Origin of the sequence: Parafrankia colletiae, from assembly GCF_001854655.1 — a bacterium.
GTDB classification, from domain to species: domain Bacteria; phylum Actinomycetota; class Actinomycetes; order Frankiales; family Frankiaceae; genus Parafrankia; species Parafrankia colletiae.
This window is the reverse complement of the sequence record NZ_MBLM01000158.1, coordinates 1-15,046: the sequence shown is the minus strand read 5'-3', so window position 1 is coordinate 15,046 and position 15,046 is coordinate 1. Positions and strand designations below refer to the sequence as shown.

15 protein-coding genes and 1 pseudogene are annotated in these 15,046 nt (G+C 69.8%); 11 read left to right on the top strand and 5 right to left on the bottom strand.

The window, feature by feature from the left end:
* The first annotated feature begins 384 nt into the window (after positions 1 to 384).
* Entirely contained in the window at positions 385 to 669 is a 285-nt protein-coding gene (locus CC117_RS29110) for a hypothetical protein (protein ID WP_071090047.1), read from the top strand.
* 97 nt (positions 670 to 766) lie between these two features.
* On the opposite strand, the gene CC117_RS29105 is transcribed toward CC117_RS29110, so the two are convergent.
* Complete coding sequence (locus tag CC117_RS29105) at positions 767 to 1,534, bottom strand: DUF2071 domain-containing protein (RefSeq protein WP_198542024.1); 768 nt, start codon at positions 1,532 to 1,534, stop codon at positions 767 to 769.
* Positions 1,535 to 1,869: 335 nt separating this feature from the next.
* Here CC117_RS29105 and CC117_RS29100 point away from each other — a divergent pair, with 335 nt between their 5' ends.
* The gene (locus CC117_RS29100) at positions 1,870 to 2,535 is read left to right on the top strand and encodes a TetR/AcrR family transcriptional regulator (RefSeq protein ID WP_071090044.1); all 666 of its coding nucleotides are present in this window, start codon (positions 1,870 to 1,872) and stop codon (positions 2,533 to 2,535) included.
* A 149-nt stretch (positions 2,536 to 2,684) separates the two neighbouring features.
* Here the strand turns inward: CC117_RS29100 and CC117_RS29095 are convergent, their stop codons facing one another.
* Both CC117_RS29095 and CC117_RS29090 read right to left on the bottom strand, forming a co-directional pair.
* Complete coding sequence (locus tag CC117_RS29095) at positions 2,685 to 3,590, bottom strand: pyridoxamine 5'-phosphate oxidase family protein (protein ID WP_071090041.1); 906 nt, start codon at positions 3,588 to 3,590, stop codon at positions 2,685 to 2,687.
* 230 nt (positions 3,591 to 3,820) lie between these two features.
* Positions 3,821 to 4,273, bottom strand: a complete 453-nt coding sequence (locus CC117_RS29090) for a VOC family protein (RefSeq protein ID WP_071090038.1) — start codon at positions 4,271 to 4,273, stop codon at positions 3,821 to 3,823.
* Positions 4,274 to 4,402: 129 nt separating this feature from the next.
* On the opposite strand from CC117_RS29090, the gene CC117_RS29085 reads away from it, so the two are divergent.
* Positions 4,403 to 4,999, top strand: coding sequence for a CGNR zinc finger domain-containing protein (locus CC117_RS29085; protein WP_241830526.1), 597 nt, complete (start codon positions 4,403 to 4,405; stop codon positions 4,997 to 4,999).
* Positions 5,000 to 5,215: 216 nt separating this feature from the next.
* On the opposite strand, the gene CC117_RS29080 is transcribed toward CC117_RS29085, so the two are convergent.
* Together CC117_RS29080 and CC117_RS29075 are read right to left on the bottom strand one after the other, a co-directional pair.
* Positions 5,216 to 5,785 (bottom strand): nuclear transport factor 2 family protein, encoded by a 570-nt coding sequence (locus tag CC117_RS29080; protein WP_071090034.1) that lies wholly within the window; start codon positions 5,783 to 5,785, stop codon positions 5,216 to 5,218.
* Entirely contained in the window at positions 5,782 to 7,023 is a 1,242-nt protein-coding gene (locus tag CC117_RS29075; protein ID WP_071090032.1) for an amidohydrolase family protein, read from the bottom strand. Before CC117_RS29075 ends, CC117_RS29080 begins: the two co-directional genes overlap by 4 nt.
* 170 nt (positions 7,024 to 7,193) lie before the next feature.
* Between CC117_RS29075 and CC117_RS29070 the strand changes: the two genes are divergently transcribed.
* The 8 genes and pseudogenes from CC117_RS29070 to CC117_RS37670 all read left to right on the top strand — a co-directional run bounded on the left by CC117_RS29070 (position 7,194) and on the right by CC117_RS37670 (position 14,984).
* Positions 7,194 to 7,838, top strand: coding sequence for a TetR/AcrR family transcriptional regulator (locus CC117_RS29070; RefSeq protein ID WP_084132992.1), 645 nt, complete (start codon positions 7,194 to 7,196; stop codon positions 7,836 to 7,838).
* A gap of 3 nt (positions 7,839 to 7,841) precedes the next feature.
* Positions 7,842 to 8,825, top strand: a complete 984-nt coding sequence (locus CC117_RS29065) for an LLM class flavin-dependent oxidoreductase (RefSeq protein WP_084132984.1) — start codon at positions 7,842 to 7,844, stop codon at positions 8,823 to 8,825.
* Between the two features lie 91 nt (positions 8,826 to 8,916).
* Positions 8,917 to 9,747, top strand: coding sequence for a TauD/TfdA dioxygenase family protein (locus CC117_RS39480; protein ID WP_071090030.1), 831 nt, complete (start codon positions 8,917 to 8,919; stop codon positions 9,745 to 9,747).
* A 5-nt stretch (positions 9,748 to 9,752) separates the two neighbouring features.
* A complete protein-coding gene (locus CC117_RS29055; RefSeq protein ID WP_407673606.1) occupies positions 9,753 to 10,487 on the top strand; it encodes an SDR family NAD(P)-dependent oxidoreductase in 735 nt (244 codons plus the stop codon).
* 312 nt (positions 10,488 to 10,799) lie between these two features.
* Positions 10,800 to 13,235 carry a glycoside hydrolase family 3 N-terminal domain-containing protein gene (locus tag CC117_RS29050; RefSeq protein ID WP_071090027.1) on the top strand — a complete coding sequence of 812 codons (2,436 nt, stop codon included), beginning with the start codon at positions 10,800 to 10,802 and terminating at the stop codon, positions 13,233 to 13,235.
* Between the two features lie 139 nt (positions 13,236 to 13,374).
* Positions 13,375 to 14,598 (top strand): glycoside hydrolase family 1 protein, encoded by a 1,224-nt coding sequence (locus CC117_RS29045; RefSeq protein WP_071090024.1) that lies wholly within the window; start codon positions 13,375 to 13,377, stop codon positions 14,596 to 14,598.
* Positions 14,599 to 14,612: 14 nt separating this feature from the next.
* Positions 14,613 to 14,728: pseudogene (locus tag CC117_RS39475) on the top strand (Gfo/Idh/MocA family protein); the annotation flags it as partial.
* A 70-nt stretch (positions 14,729 to 14,798) separates the two neighbouring features.
* A complete protein-coding gene (locus CC117_RS37670) occupies positions 14,799 to 14,984 on the top strand; it encodes a hypothetical protein (protein ID WP_157905474.1) in 186 nt (61 codons plus the stop codon).
* The last annotated feature ends 62 nt before the right edge of the window (positions 14,985 to 15,046 follow it).

The window sequence follows — 15,046 nt, the reverse complement described above, 5'->3', positions numbered from 1 at the left end:
CCGGAAACGTTCGTGGCCAGCGCACTAGCCGAGCTTTCAACCAGCCGTGGTCGACTTCGATCCGATTATTCCCCGCGCAGCGTCGACGTAGCAGGGCGCGGGCAGAAGCTCGTCGAGGGTCCGGGGTAGACGGGTGCCTTGTCGCATGATCGAAGTCGGGTCGGGAGGGGTCCGGCGGCCCCTGACCCGAGTCCGATCTTTCACAGAACCCTGTCTGAGCTGATCTCCTCCGTCGGGCGGGCAGGCTGCGCCTTACCCCGGGTTCTCCTGGCCGTGCAAGAGCGTCGACGATCCGGCTGTGCCTGCTGGGTGCTGTGCGCTCCTGCAGGGCCGGGAGGTTCTGGGGTAACCCTCCGGGTGTCGGTCCGCCGGAGGAGATCAGCGGTGCCGCGCGCCCGGCTCCTGGTGACCTACAGCGGCTCCTCCCCCTCCTCCGGGGAAAGGCCGGGGTCCGGGACGGAAGCCCGGTTCTGCTCACCGCTGAGGCGATGTGCCCGGTCGGGCCTGGTCGGCGGCACGCTTCGCTTCGACCTGACCATCATGTCCAGCCTCACCAAGGAGAAAATGCCGCTTCTCCGGCTGCGCAACCTGCACCTGAACCTGGCCGACGTCCGCCCGCCACTTCCCCCCGCCGCCAGCGGGGAGGCCCCGGGGAATCCGACTGACTGACAACCTGTCGTGTCAGCCCGGCTGCCGAGCGAAAAGATGCGGAGCTGTGGCTGGGAGACAATCCGGCCGCCCGCGCCATCAAGGGAGACGCATTCATTCAAGGAAGATCGACAGAACTTACTGCCGGAGCTTCTGGGCTGCTCCGTCGGACCAGAGACGGGAGCGGAGTCCAGGTCGCTCGGACGTCGCGCATGAGCAGGGCGTGGTCGAGCGTCGCACTTCCGGGCGAAAATCGCTCGGGGTCGTCGAAGAAGCTGGAACTGACGGCCTCGATTTCGACTGGCTGGACGCGCCAGGCGTCGGTTTTCAGCTCCAGACCCTCCAGACGGCCAGCGCGAAGCCCAGGTGAATAGCCCACCGAGCCCTGCCGGAAGAATTCCGACGCCTGGTCGAGGCCGCCGAACAGTGCGCTTCCCTGGAACTTCTCGGCGCTGCGGACATCGACGCTGACGTGGGTCAGGCGGTCGCGGCTGGTGTAGGCGACGTGCACGGACTGCCGCGTTTCACGGACGTCAAAGGAGGCGGGATGTTGACGTAGGGGCGCCAGCCACCCGCCGACCAGGACGTTCACGGCCGACCCACTGTCTCGGCGCGGGATGTACACACCGGCGACCGGCCCCCGCTCGTCGTCCCATTCCACCGCGACGCGGTGCGCGGCGTTCTCGCTGCGCAGCCCGAACGCACCGGGCAGCCACGAGGGGCGGGCCTGGCCCAGCCGAATGAGACAGATTCCGGCGACCGCCCAGCCGTTGACCAGTTGGGGACGCAACGGTGGGGGAAGCAGTGAGGCGACAGCGCCTGGGTCGACGCGATAGTTCACCAGCAGGCGTCGCTCGACGACACTCGACATGCCAGGCTTCGTCACGCGGATTCCTCGGGCTCGGCAGCGCGCCGCAGATGTGAACACGAGAGCCCCCGGGGCGGACGCAATACAGCCGGAGTCGGGCACCCATCTCTCGTTCACATGCAAGCCATTAAGCGACTGCTCAAGACGGACTCTAGCGCCCATTGAGCGGATGCTCAACTCTTCCGCTCGCACGGCAGCCGGGACAGGTGGTCGGCTGGTGGGCCGAGTGCGAAGATCAGACCTCCTGGTCACGAGTCGGGCCAGGCTTCGATCGCGACCGGAGTGACCGCTAGATTGGCACCAGGCCGCTGCGGCACGAACGGCCCGAAAACCGCTGCGGGGAGGACGGACGCGTGGGCAACCCTGCCAGCCGGAGCCCGGTACCCACCACGCGGCAGCGCCTGATCGAGGGCGCGTTGCAGACGATCCGAACGCACGGGATCGCCGGGGTGTCCGCGCGGACTGTCGCCGCCACCGCCGGGGTCAACCAGGCGCTGGTCTTCTATTACTTCGACACCGTCGACGGTTTGCTGTCCGCCGCCTGCGAAAGCGCTACCGCCGAGCGGATCGCGTACTACCGCGATCGGTTCGCCGCCGTCGGCTCGGCCAAGGAACTGCTACGCCTCGGCCAGGAGCTGCACGAGACCGAAAGTCAGCGCGGTCACGTGGCTGTCCTCGCGCAGCTGCTCGCCGGCGCGCAGGTCGACTCCCGGCTCGCTCAACCCGTTCGCACCGCGCTCCAGCTGTGGACGGCCGAGGTCGAACTCGTGCTGCGCCGGCTGTTCGCCGACTCGCCGCTCGCGGATGTCACCGACCTCGCCGGCCTGGCTCGCGCCGTGTCCGCCGCGTTCGTCGGGCTGGAGCTGTACGACGGCGTCGACCCTGACGGGGCGCACGCCGCGACCAATGCCCTCGACAGCCTCGCTGTCCTCCTCGACCTGCTCGACAGCCTCGGCCCGCTGGCCCGTCGCGCCCTGCGCGCTCGCACGCGCACCGACCGGGCCGGATCCGGTACGTGACAGACGGCGGCCAGGTCCAAGGGCCGCTTGGGAGCCTGCAGCTCACTACGAACCGGGAGTCCACCGAGTGACCGCCGAGGCCAAGCCTCAAGGGATCATGTACGAACGAGAGTGCCCGAAGGGGACTCGAACCATTACCCCAGCACCGGTCACTCTGTCCGGTGAGCGCGTTCTCGCGGGTCGCGGGGGAATCGGGCGATGAACCAGCGCTGCGGGCTGGCCGCCGAGACCTGGACGACCCGCTGCACCTCGAAGTCGACGACGCGCTGCGCGCCGGGCACCGTCGCTGCCCGGTCGGGATTCCAGTCGACCCGGGCGCGGCCGGTGAGCTGCAGGGTGTGGCCGTGCTCCCAGTCGAGGAAGAGCAGGCCGCAGCGCGGGTCGAGCTCGATGTTGCCCAGCGTCATGTACATCGAGTTGCCGCGGTAGTCAGGCCAGATCAGACGTCCGTGGTCGGTGACCGTGACAAAGCCCGGGCTCCCGCCCCGGTGCGACGTGTCCGCCCCGAGGCCGGCGGCCTGGGTCGCGACGAAGAAGGTGTCGGCCTCGGCGATCCAGCGCCGCTGGCTGGCGGTGAGCCCGGTGGTCACTGAGATGGGCCCGCGAGCCGCCTCGGCGTCGTCCCGCGCGAGGTGGCGTGGCTGGATGTACTTCGGACAGTTCGAGTAGACCTGGTCGGTGTTGACCACCATCCGGCCGCCGTCACAGCGGGCCTTCCCGTTGGCCCGCATCCGTCGGCGGCTGGCTGGGTCGAGGGCGAGCAGGCCGACGTCCCGCCGCGCGGCGAAGGCGCCTTCGAGGGGATCCCCGGCACCGGGCAGGGCATCGACGACGATGGTCTCCTCGTCCGCCGCGGCGACGAAGCCGGCCGTGCCGGTCAGCAGGCTGGCCCAGACCGCGCCGGCCTCGTCGGCGGCTCCGAGCAGGAGGACCCGTTGCTGCCCGAGGAACTCCGCGGCCACTGGTGGGATGGTGGCGCCGACGACGGCCGATCCGCGCGGGCCAGGGGGCAGGCTCGCGCGCGCCTGTACCGAACGTTCGCCCGGGTGAAGCATGACTGGCTCCTTCCGTCAGGACGGGTTGGCTCGCCACCTGGCCCGCGCAGGCGGTCCAGCTCGTGTCGGCTCCCGGCGTCGCGGGGGTTCGGGATGGCCGCCGCGGTGGCCCGGGCAGGACACCCAGAGCCACCACAGGCCGCGTCGGGATCCCGGCTGCTAGTGCCGTGACCGGCAGGGTTCGCCCCGGCCGGCTGGGCGTGCCGGGGCGAACCCTGCCGGTCACGGCACTAGAAGAAGCCGCAGGTCGGGGCGCCCTGGGTTGGCACGGGTGCAGCTTCGGCGCCGGTCGGGGCGAAGATCTCCAGCCGGATGCCGTCCGGGTCGGTGAAGAACACGCCCCCGGACGACGCGCCCTCGCCGTGCGCGACGACGCCGTCGTAGAGCGGCTCGACGCCGATCTCGCGCAGCACCACCTCCGCTTGGCGGACCGCCTCGAGGTCGGCGACCTGGAACGACAGATGGTGCAGCCCGGGCAGCCCCGTGGGGAACGCCCCCTCGCTCTGCTGCCACAGGGTGAGCAGGAGCGTGCCATCCCGGCCGAGGAACGCGAACTTCCGGTCGCCGTTGGTCTGTCCGCCCAGCTCCTCGAGGCCGAGGACCCGCTGGTAGAAGGCGGCCGAGCGGGTCAGATCGGTCACGTTCAGACCGACATGGCCGGTCTGCGGCCCAGGCTTGCCCATGTGTACCTCCGATTTGTGGATCTGGTTCCGACTCGCAGATCAGCCGTTCTAACGGCCTGACCGCACCCGTCCCGCTAGAAAGATGCCCGAGCTTTCTAACGGTGTCAACCCGGAGGTAGCGTTAGCTTGATGGAGCAGGCCCCTGCCGAGTACGACGGCGCCCCGATGCTCGGTGAACCACCGGCTATCGAGCTGGGCAACACCATCTACGCCACGCGGGGCCGTCCCCGCGACGCCCTGCGGACGGTGCTGGAACTGGTCGACTGGATGCGCGCGATGCGTCCGCGGCTCACGGTCGCGCTCACCGAGGACGACCTGCGTGCTGTCGGCGAGGATGACCTGCGGATGGCACGCGAGCTACGAGACACGGTCCGAGCGCTGGCCGGCGCGGCGGCGAACGGCCGCGAGGCGGATCCCGACGCGGTCGCCGCCCTGAACAAGCTCGCCCGGCGAACACCGTGGTGGCGCGAGCTGCGTGTCGACCCCGAACCCCGGGTGGTGGTGAGCTGCGCGGACCGACCCGTCGCGCTCGCGCTCACCGCGCTGGCCGACGATGCGGTGTGCCTGTTCGGCGGACCCGCCGGCGCCGAGGTGCGGGCCTGCCACGGGCCTGGCTGTGTTCTCTATTTCGTCCACGGCGCGCCGCGGCGGGAGTACTGCTCGGCCGGCTGCGGCAACCGGGCCCGAGCCGCCCGCCACTACGCCAAGACCCGGCCGGGCCCCTGATGGAGCCACCGGGTCGCCGTAGCGGTGCAGCTCCATTAGCGCCGTAGCCGCCGAGGTCTGCCCGCTCCGCAGCGGTGCGCCGGTCACAAGATCCCGTGCGGCTACCGGGATGGTCGGGCTGCGGCGGAGCGGGTGCGGGTCCGGGAGATCGATCCGGACGAGGGACAGAAAACTGTTGCGGTGTGCCGCCTTCGACCAGTTCGACCGCAGCGCCAGTCAGCCCGCGGTGGGTGTGGCGGGGGCGGCGATCTCGGGGGCCGTGTGTACGGCCCGGTGGTATCCGTCGTGCCAGCCGTCGGTTCCGAGAAGGTGCAGTTTCCGTTCGTGGAACTTCCAGCCGTCCGGTGTTCGCACGACGACGTCGTGGTAATAGCCCCAGACCTGGGGAGTCGTCCCTGCTGTTGTCCGGTGCCAGGCGTACATCGACGTCCGGACCGTCGCCCGGTCGTCGGTGTCGAACGCCGTCAGCACGTTGGCGTTGTGGTGGCTGGTCCGGACGAAGCCCGGCTGGTCGTTCGGTGGCGTGGAGGCGCTGAACATGGCCCGGAACTCGCTGCGCCCGTGGATGACCGGGGCGGAGCCCGGGCCGTAGTCGACGGTGCAGTCCTCGGTGAACAGCGCCGCCAGCTCGTCGTGGAGCCGGTGGTCGACGCAGTAGGAGTAGCGGTGGACAAGGTCGACGATGGCGTCCTTGTCGAGCAGCCGCCGCAGGGCACGGCGGTCGCTGGCCAGGTCGTGACCGGCGGAGACGCCGTCGCTGAAGGTGCCGTTGCTGGCGGAGGTCATACCGCGGCCGGGGCCTTGAAGCCGAAGAGCCCGGCGGTGGTGCCGCCGAGGATCGCCGCCCGGTCTGCGGGGCTGACGCCCGCGAACTGGACATCGATCGCTTCGCGGCTGCGCCGGAACGTCCCTTCCGGGTGTGGGTAGTCGACGCCCCACACGAGTGTCGACACCCCGGTGATGTGCCGACAGGCGACCGCCACGGGATCCTCCTGGAACGACACGTGGATCTGGCGCCTGGCGTAGTCGCTCGGCCGCAGCGGATACGGCCACCGCTCGTTCAGCCGGAACACCTGCGCCATTCCCGGCTGGTCGCCGTCGGGACGGGCGTCGTCCCAGGTGCCGACCCAGAAGTCGCGGTCCTGGCCGACTCCCAGCGTCCAGGCCTTGTCCATCGCGGCCATGAACGACACGAGCCAGTTGGCGTTGAACTCGACCAGAACGAAGTGCAGGCCCGGGAACCGCTCGGTGACACCACCGCCCACCAGCGACGCGATGATCTGCTGAGGCACGAACGACTGCTTCGTGACAGCCGAGAGGATGCGTCCGACGACGAGGTCGTCAGTCAGTTCCTGGCTCTGCATGCGGACCGACTCGATGAGGGCCCGCAGCGTGGGAGAGGCCTTCTTGTCCACCTTCACGCTGCCGGTGGCCACATGGAACGCCACCACCAGTCCGTGGGCCTGGGCCGCCGCCCACACCCGGTCGAGTTCTCGGGCGTGGTAGGGCACCGGGGAGACCGCCGGCAGGAGGATCGCGCGCAGGCCGAGGCCGGCGGCACGCTCGATCTCGGCCACCGCGTCGTCGAGGTTGGTCAGTGGGATCGGGGCGGTGGGAGCGATCCGGTCCCGGTAGGCGCCGAACGTCTCGGCAACGTAGTCGTTGTAGACACGGGCATGCCCTATCGAACGATCGTGATCGTCCGAGTAAAGCCCGAAGAACGACAGGTTCGGATGCATCACCTGGGCCCAGACGCCCTCGCTGTCCATGTCGGCGATGATCCGATCGGGTTGACCGGTGTTGGGCGATCCGTCGAAATGAGGATAGGCCGAGTTCGTCCACCCCTCGAAACCCGGGGTGTGGAGCTTACGGAAATGGGTTCGACCGTCTTCTCCGAGTGGCTCGATCAGTAAGTCCTCCTCCCACACGGCTCGTTCTCTCAGATGGCCGGGAAGGCGGGTGAGGAACAGGTCGGGCGGCTCGACGATATGCCCGTCCACGGAGACGATGAGATCTTCGGACATGAGTTTGCTACCCACTCTCTCGACGCAGAGGACTCGGGGCCAGTTGCCGGGGTGAAACTCGGTGTCACGGTAGCAACGCAGCATCCATCCGGCAAGCAAGACTCAATCAGGAGACCGAGCTCCCGTCGGAAGGCTAGGATCGCACGGTGAACGCAGCAGCGCCGACGGCGATGAGAGACATCGCTCGGACCGCGGTCCGAGCGGAGCTGGCCCGGGTGGCCCTCGACCTGTTCCGCCGCGACGGTTTCGAGAAGATCACGATCAACGATCTGGCCGTGGCGGCCGGGGTGTCCAGGAGCACCGTCCTGCGCTACTTCGGCACGAAGGAGGACGTCGTCCTGGGCGTTTTCGACGTGCACGGGGAACAGGTCGCCGACGCGCTGCGCGCCCGTCCCACCGACGAGGACGACTGGACGGCTCTTCGCCGAGCGCTGGACATCGTCGTCGAGATCTACCGTCAGGACCCGGAAGAGGCCCTCGCGACGACACACCTCATCCTCGACACCCCTGCCCTGCGCATGCGCCAGCGGGAGAAACAGCATGGCTGGCGTCCCGCTCTGACCCACGCCCTCGCCGAGCGAGGCTCGGGCGTGAAGCCCACCGCGCTGGCCCCCTCCGTACGCGCTGCCGCCGCCCTGGAATGCCTGAACATCGCCATCGCCCGCTGGGCCGCCTCCGCCGGCAGACAGGACCTGGTCGACCTCCTGGACGAAGCCTTCGCCGCCCTCGGCACCGTGGCGGGCACAGCGCCGCACCCGGCGCYGATGCCGGGACCGGTGCCGGCGCCGACGCCGACGCCGACTGGAGGCCTGTGAGTCGTGGCTGACATCGAGTTATCCTGCGGCCTGCCTCCCGGCCCCCAGTTCGCCGATCACGCCGTGCTCGCGGAGGAACTGGGATACACACGTGTGTGGATCTTCGGCTCGTCGTCGTTGTGGGAGGACCCGTTCGTCCACCTGGCACTCGCCGCCGTCCGCACGAGGCGGATCGGCCTGGCCACGGCGGTGCTGATTCCCGACGAACGCTCGCTCATGGCGATGGCGTCGAGCATCGCGACGATCGCGCGGTTGTCCGACAACCGCTTCCGCGCCTGTTTCGGCACCGGTCACACGGCCCGCATGACACTCGGGCAGCCCCCACTGCGGCTGGACGCCCTGTTCGACTACGTCGCCGCGCTCCGGAAGCTGCTCGCCGGCGAAACGACGCTGGTGGACGGCCGGGCGGCACGGATGCTGCACGGGCCCGGCCTGGCTGCCCCGCGCCCCCTCGACGTGCCGTTGTGGCTCAGCGTGCTGGGTCCGCGGGGCAACCGGAGAGCGCCCGAGGTCGCTGACGGAACCATCGGGCCGCCGCATCCGACGCTGCCGACCGCGACAATGGTGACCGGCACCGTCCTGGCAGCTGACGAGACCCCCGACTCGCCGCGCGTCCTCGAAGCTGTCGGGCCATGGCGGGTCGTCTCCGCGCACACCGTCTACGCCGTCGGCGGCGCCGACGCGGTCGACGCGCTGCCGGGCGGTCGGGACTGGCGGACCGATCTGGAGTCGCGCGTGCCCGAAGGCCAGCGCCACCTGCTCGCCTTCGAAGGCCATGTCACCCACCTGGCTCCGCGCGACGTCGACCTGCTCGGTCGGTCAGGCACCGGCGGCCCGGCCCTCGGCGAGCTGGTCGGCGATCCCGACACCATCCGGCGCGGCATCGGTCGGCTCGCGAAGGCCGGCTTCCGCGAGGTCATGTACAACCCGAGCGGGCCGGACATCGCGGGCGAGCTACGAACGTTCGCCGCCGCCCACCACCATTAGTCGGCGCACAACCAGCAGTCGGGCACAGCGTCGCTCCGAGGGCCGACGGCCTGGTACGCGGGGAGACCGTGAGAGCAAGGGAGCGGGTCTGATGACCGCGATCGCCACGAAGAAACTGGGGACGTACGTCGGCGCTGAGGTGTTGGACGTCGACGTCGACCGCCTGCTGCACGACGAGGACCTTCCCGGGGCCTGCACGGCGGCGTTGGAGGAGCACGGCGTCCTGGTGTTCCGCGAGGTACATGCCGACGGCGCGACGCAGGTGGCGTTCTGCCGCAGGCTCGGCGAACTCGTACGTTTCACCAGGTACGCGGTCCCCGAGATCATGGAGATCAGTTTCGATCCGGACAATCCCAACGCCGAGTACTTCAAAAGCAACGACCGCTGGCACATGGACGGCTCGTTGGACGCCGGACCACCGCCCAGGGCATCGGTGCTGAGCGCACGCGTCGTCACCGACGAGGGTGGCGAGACCGAGTTCGCCAGCACCTACGCCGCCTACGACCATCTTGCCGACGACGAGAAGCAGCGGTACGCGACGCTGCGCGTCATCCACACGTTCGAGGCGACCCAGCGGCTGAGCTACCCGAACCCGACACCGGAGCAGCTGGCGGAATGGCGCTCGCGGCCGTCGCGCGAGCACCCGCTGGTGTGGACGCACCGGTCCGGGCAGCGCTCGCTGGTGTTCGGCGCGACGGCCTCCCGTGTGGTCGGCCTGGACGAGGACGAGAGCCGGGCGCTACTCGACGATCTCGAGCACCGCGCCACCACCCCCGACCGGGTGCTCCGGCACAGCTGGTCGGTCGGCGACATGGTGATCTGGGACAACGTCGGTCTGATCCACCGGGCCTGCCCGTTCGACCGGACCAAGCCGCGGGTTATGCACCGGTCCACGCTCATCGGCAGCGAGGGGATCCAGTGAGCGCCGTGCGCACAGCGATCGTGACCGGCGGTGCGTCGGGCATCGGCGAAGCCGTCAGCAAGCGGCTGGCCGCCAGCGGGGTCGCCGTCGCGGTCTTCGACATCAACGGCGCCGCCGAGCAGACGGCGGCCCTGATCGAGAAGAGCGGCGGCGCAGCGATCGGCCTCCTCGTCGACGTGACCGACCGCGCCGCCATCGAAGCCGGCGTCGAGGAGGTCCGCAACCGGCTGGGCCGCCCCACCATCCTGGTGAACAGCGCGGGCATCGCTCCGGAGAGGCCGTTCCTGGAGATCAGTACCGAGCAGTGGAACCGGTCGATCGCCGTCAACCTCACCGGCACCTTCGACTGCTGCCAGGTCGTCCTCCCGGACATGCTCGAGGCGGGCTGGGGCCGCATCGTCAACATCTCCTCGTCGAGCATCCACACCGGGCCGCCGCAGATGGCCTCGTACGTGGCGGCCAAGTCCGGCGTCGTAGGCCTCACGAAGGTCCTCGCCCGCGAATTCGGCCGCAAGGGCATCACCGTCAACAACGTCCCGCCCGGATTCGTCGACAGCCCCATGCTCCGCAACGCCCAGAGCAGCGGCCATATAGACATCGACGTCCAGACGGCCGCCACACCGGCCGGCCGGATCGGCCGCCCCGAGGACGTCGCCGCAGCCTGCGCCTTCCTCGTCAGCGACGAGGCCGGCTACATCACCGGCCAGACCTTCAACGTCAACGGCGGCCGCAACACCTGAGACCAGGCACGCCGTGCTGGTACGTGCCGGTTCGTGATCTCCTGGGTTCGCCATGCCGTCCGCTGAGCGCCGACGCAGCAGCAGCCGCCGTATCGGCGCTCTCGATCTCGCCACTTGCGCGCGCTAACAACCCGATGTTAGCTTGTCGATCCACAGCACTAGTGCGCGCTAGCGCGCCTAGGCCCTCATCTCCACGACCTCGGTCATCTTCCGGAGGGCGGCGCCGTCCAGGAGGGAGAACTCCTGGACCAGGAGACCACGAACACCGGTATCCGCACGCTGACCGGCTGACGCATCAGTAAGGAGTCGACGATGACGTATGACGACACGCTGACGCCCGAGGCCCGGGCGGACGCGCTTCTGCGGACGATGACGGTGGAGGAGAAGGCGCAGCAGATCACGGGCCTGATGCCGGTCGGGCTGCTCGGCGTGGACGGCCTGATCCAGGCGCAGGCCGAGCGCGTCATGGGCAACGGGATCGGCCACATCGCGCCGCTCGGGATGCTCAGCCACCGGACGCCGGCGAACCTGGCGAAGGGTGTCAACGAGATCCAGCGTTATCTCGTCACCCGGACCCGCCTGGGCATTCCCGCGCTCTTCCACGTGGAGGCCCTCAACGGTGTGGTCTCGCCCGGGCTGACCACGTTCCCGACCGCGATCGGGCTCGCCGCCACCTGGAACCCCGCCGGCGTGGAGGAGATGGCGGACGTCCTGCGCCGGCAGGCCCGGGCGATCGGTCACCCGCTCGTCCTGTCCCCCGTCATGGATGTCGCCCGGGACGCCCGCTGGGGCCGGGTCCATGAGACCTACGGCGAGGACCCGTACCTGGTGTCCGCGATGAGCGTCGCGTTCGTCCGCGGCATCCAGGGCGGCGACCCGCGCGAGGGTGTGATCGCGACCGGGAAGCACTTCCTCGGCTACGCCCTCACCGAAGCCGGTCAGAACATGGCCCGCACCGCGATCGGGGCCCGGGAGCTGTACGAGGTGTACGCCCGCCCGTTCGAGGCCGCCATCAGACTGGCCGGCCTCGGGGCGGTGATGAACTCCTACAGCACGATCGACGGCATCCCGGTCGGCGCCAACCCCGAGGTTCTCACCGGCCTGCTGCGGGAACGCCTCGGTTTCGCCGGCACCGTCGTCTCCGACTACGAGACCATCCGCCACCTGTACAAGCGGCTCGGTGTCGCGCGTGACGCCGAGGAAGCCGGCCGGCTCGCCCTCGCCGCGGGCCTCGACGTCGAGCTTCCCGTTTCCGACGGTTATGGCGCCACGCTCGCGCGGGCGGTCGACTCCGGCACGGTTCCCGCCGAGCAGCTGGACCAGGCCGTGTGGCGGGTCCTGCGGGACAAGTTCGCGCTCGGCCTGTTCGACCGGCCCTACGCCGACGAGGACCCGATCGTTGTCAACGAGGTCGCCCGCCAGGGTGTCGACCTGTCCTACCGGCTCGCCCAGCAGTCGGTGACCCTGCTGGCGAACGACGGCATCCTGCCGCTGTCCCGGGTCCTGCGCCGGATCGCGATCGTCGGCCCGCACGCCGACGGGATCTCCTTCGCGTTCCCGCCCTACACCTACCCGGCCGCGCTGGAGATGCTCCGTGCCCGGTTCACCGGCGAGCGGGCCCACATACCCGGCACCGAGAACATGGCCGGCGACATCACCCCCGAAGCGGCCGCGCTGATGCGCCAGGAGCTCGCCGAGCCCATCGGGACGCCGATCGACGACTACATCCGCAACGCCTACGGAGCGCTGTCCCTCGCCGAGGCCATCCGGCTGGCCGTGCCCGACGCGCAGGTGACCGTGGCGACCGGCTGCGGAGTCCTCGACGAGGAACCAGCCGACATCCCGGCCGCGGTCGCCGCCGCCGCGGCCGCCGACGTGGTGATCCTCGCCCTCGGCGGACGGGCCGGCTGGTTCACGCCCCGGATCACCGAGGGCGAGGGCTGCGACACCGCGAACATCGACCTCCCCGCGAACCAGGTCGCGCTCGTCCAGGCCGTCGCCGGCACCGGAACTCCCTGCGTGGGCATCGTCCACACCGGCCGGCCGATGGCTCTGACCCCGGTTGTCGACCTGCTCCCGGCGCTGCTCTACGGCTACTACGGCGGCCAGCACGCCGGCACCGCCATGGCCGACGTGCTCTTCGGCGACGTCAACCCGGCCGGCAGGCTCCCCGTCTCCATCCCGCGGCACTCCGGGCAGGTGCCCGTCTACTCCGGCCAGCCGACCGGCACCGGCTACCGGCGCACCGACCAGGACATGCACCTGGGCTACCTCGACCTGCCGTCCAGCCCGCTGTTCCCGTTCGGGCACGGGCTGAGCTACACCACCTTCGACTACCTCGACCTCACGGTCAGCTCACCCGAGGTCGACAGCGAGGGCGCCGTCACCGTCGGGCTGACCGTCCGCAACACCGGCGCACGGGCGGGTGACGAGGTCGTGCAGCTCTACTTCTCCGACCAGGCCACCGGAGTCACTCGGCCAGCCCAGGAGCTCGTCGGCTTCACCCGCGTCAGTCTGGACGCCGGCGCGTCGGCGACGGTGGCCTTCACCGTGCCCATGAGCCAGCTCGGCTACGTCGCCCTCGACGGCGGATTCGTTCTCGAACCCGGCCCGATCCAGATTCTCGCGGGCAGCTCCTCCGACGACATCCGCCTGCGCGGCAGCTTCGACGTCGTCGGGAAAACCGCCGAACTGAACGGCCGCCGTTCCTTCCTCTCCGACGTCACCGTCAGCGACACACGCCCCTGAACCACCGGCCGTATCCACCAGGAATCCCGACCGTGGTATTCGCAGACCCGGTTCCGGCCAGGTGCCAGTCGCCGACCGAGGTCAGCGGATCTGAACCTGACGTGACAGAACGGGATTCACCCCAGGAGGTCCACCGGCTATGAGGACGTTTCCCGACAGCTTTCTGTGGGGTGCTTCGACCGCGGCGCACCAGGTGGAGGGCGGCAACGTCAACTCCGACATGTGGCGCAGCGAATGGGCGGAGAACTCGAGGTTCGCCGAGCCGTCGGGAGACGCCTGCGATCACTACCACCGGTACCCGGAGGACATCGCGACTCTGGCCGGCCTCGGCCTGAACGCCTACCGGTTCGGGGTCGAATGGGCGCGGATCGAGCCGGAGGAGGGCTGTTTCTCCCGCGCCGCTCTCGACCACTACCGCCGGATGGTCGGCACCTGCCTCGAACACGGAATCACCCCGGTCGTGACCTACAGCCACTTCTCGACACCGCGATGGTTCGCCGACGCGGGAGGGTGGAGCAACCCGGCAGCGGCGGACCTTTTCGCCCGGTACGCGGGCCGGGTGACCGAGCACATCGGTGACCTGGTGCCCTGGGTGTGCACGTTCAACGAGCCGAACGTCATCTCCCTGATGATGCACCTCGGTGTCATCCCGGCCGCGTCCCGCGACGAGACCCTCGGCCTGTCGACCAGTAGCGAGGGCCAGGATCCCGGCGGGACGCGGTCAGGAGCGGCGTGGGCCGCCCCCGCCGTCGAGGTGATGGCCAAGGCCCATCGCAAGGCCGTGGACGCCATCAAATCCGGTCCCGGGAACCCAGCCGTCGGCTGGACGCTGGCTCTCATCGACCTCCAGCCCGCCGACGGCGGCGAACAACGCTGCCAGGCCGTACGCCAGGCGGCCCTGCTCGACTGGCTCGACGTCTCCCGTGACGACGACTTCGTCGGCGTGCAGACCTACACCCGGGAACGCATCGGCCCCGACGGCGTCCTGCCCGTCCCCCCCGAGGCCCCCACCACGCAGACCGGATGGGAGGTCTACCCCCAGGCGCTGGGCCACACCGTCCGACTCGCCGCCGAACACGCCGGCGTGCCCGTCCTCGTCACCGAGAACGGCATGGCCACCGACGACGACGACGCCCGGATCGCCTACACCACCGCCGCCCTCGAAGGCCTGGCCGGAGCCCTCGCCGACGGCGTCGACATCCGCGGCTACCTGCACTGGTCCCTGCTTGACAACTTCGAGTGGACGTCCGGCTACCAGATGACCTTCGGGCTCATCGCCGTCGACCGCACCACCTTCACCCGCACCGTCAAACCCTCCGCCCACTGGCTCGGCAAGGTCGCCCGCGCCGGCGGACTCACCTGAATCGAGGACGTCCCATGTCGTTCCGCTGGGCGATCGCGGGCCCGGCTCCGTCGCGAACGGTTTCGCCGACGCGCTCGGCCGCCTGCCCGACGCCGAGCTGGTAGCCGTCGGCTCGCGGCACCAGCGGACGACCCGACATCCCGCCCGGATGACGATCCAGCACCCCACCTGGCCCTTCACGTTCAGAACGAAAGGACAATATGGGAACAGCGAACCACCCGGCACCGGCCATGGACGAGGAGTGTGCCGCCRCCTGGCGGCACGTGGTGGACAACCAGTTCGGCGGAAGGCTCCCCGAGATCACCGAGGAGATAGTTCCGCGGGCCCGTATGCACCGGCTACCGACCCGCGAAATGGGGCTCTCCGCACTGAGCTGGAATGTGTGATCAGTCGATCACGCGGCCGTTGCATAGGTGGTGACGGGTTGTAGCCAGACGGGGCGGGTGGA

Bases quoted from the DNA above. Each gene is read 5' to 3' on its own strand.
- CC117_RS29050 (WP_071090027.1), top strand. From the start codon at position 10,800: ATGACGTATGACGACACGCTGACGCCCGAGGCCCGGGCGGACGCGCTT.
- CC117_RS39480 (WP_071090030.1), top strand. From the start codon at position 8,917: ATGACCGCGATCGCCACGAAGAAACTGGGGACGTACGTCGGCGCTGAG.
- CC117_RS29090 (WP_071090038.1), bottom strand. From the start codon at position 4,273: ATGGGCAAGCCTGGGCCGCAGACCGGCCATGTCGGTCTGAACGTGACC.
- CC117_RS29095 (WP_071090041.1), bottom strand. From the start codon at position 3,590: ATGCTTCACCCGGGCGAACGTTCGGTACAGGCGCGCGCGAGCCTGCCC.
- CC117_RS29075 (WP_071090032.1), bottom strand. From the start codon at position 7,023: ATGTCCGAAGATCTCATCGTCTCCGTGGACGGGCATATCGTCGAGCCG.
- CC117_RS29080 (WP_071090034.1), bottom strand. From the start codon at position 5,785: ATGACCTCCGCCAGCAACGGCACCTTCAGCGACGGCGTCTCCGCCGGT.
- CC117_RS29045 (WP_071090024.1), top strand. From the start codon at position 13,375: ATGAGGACGTTTCCCGACAGCTTTCTGTGGGGTGCTTCGACCGCGGCG.
- CC117_RS29085 (WP_241830526.1), top strand. From the start codon at position 4,403: ATGGAGCAGGCCCCTGCCGAGTACGACGGCGCCCCGATGCTCGGTGAA.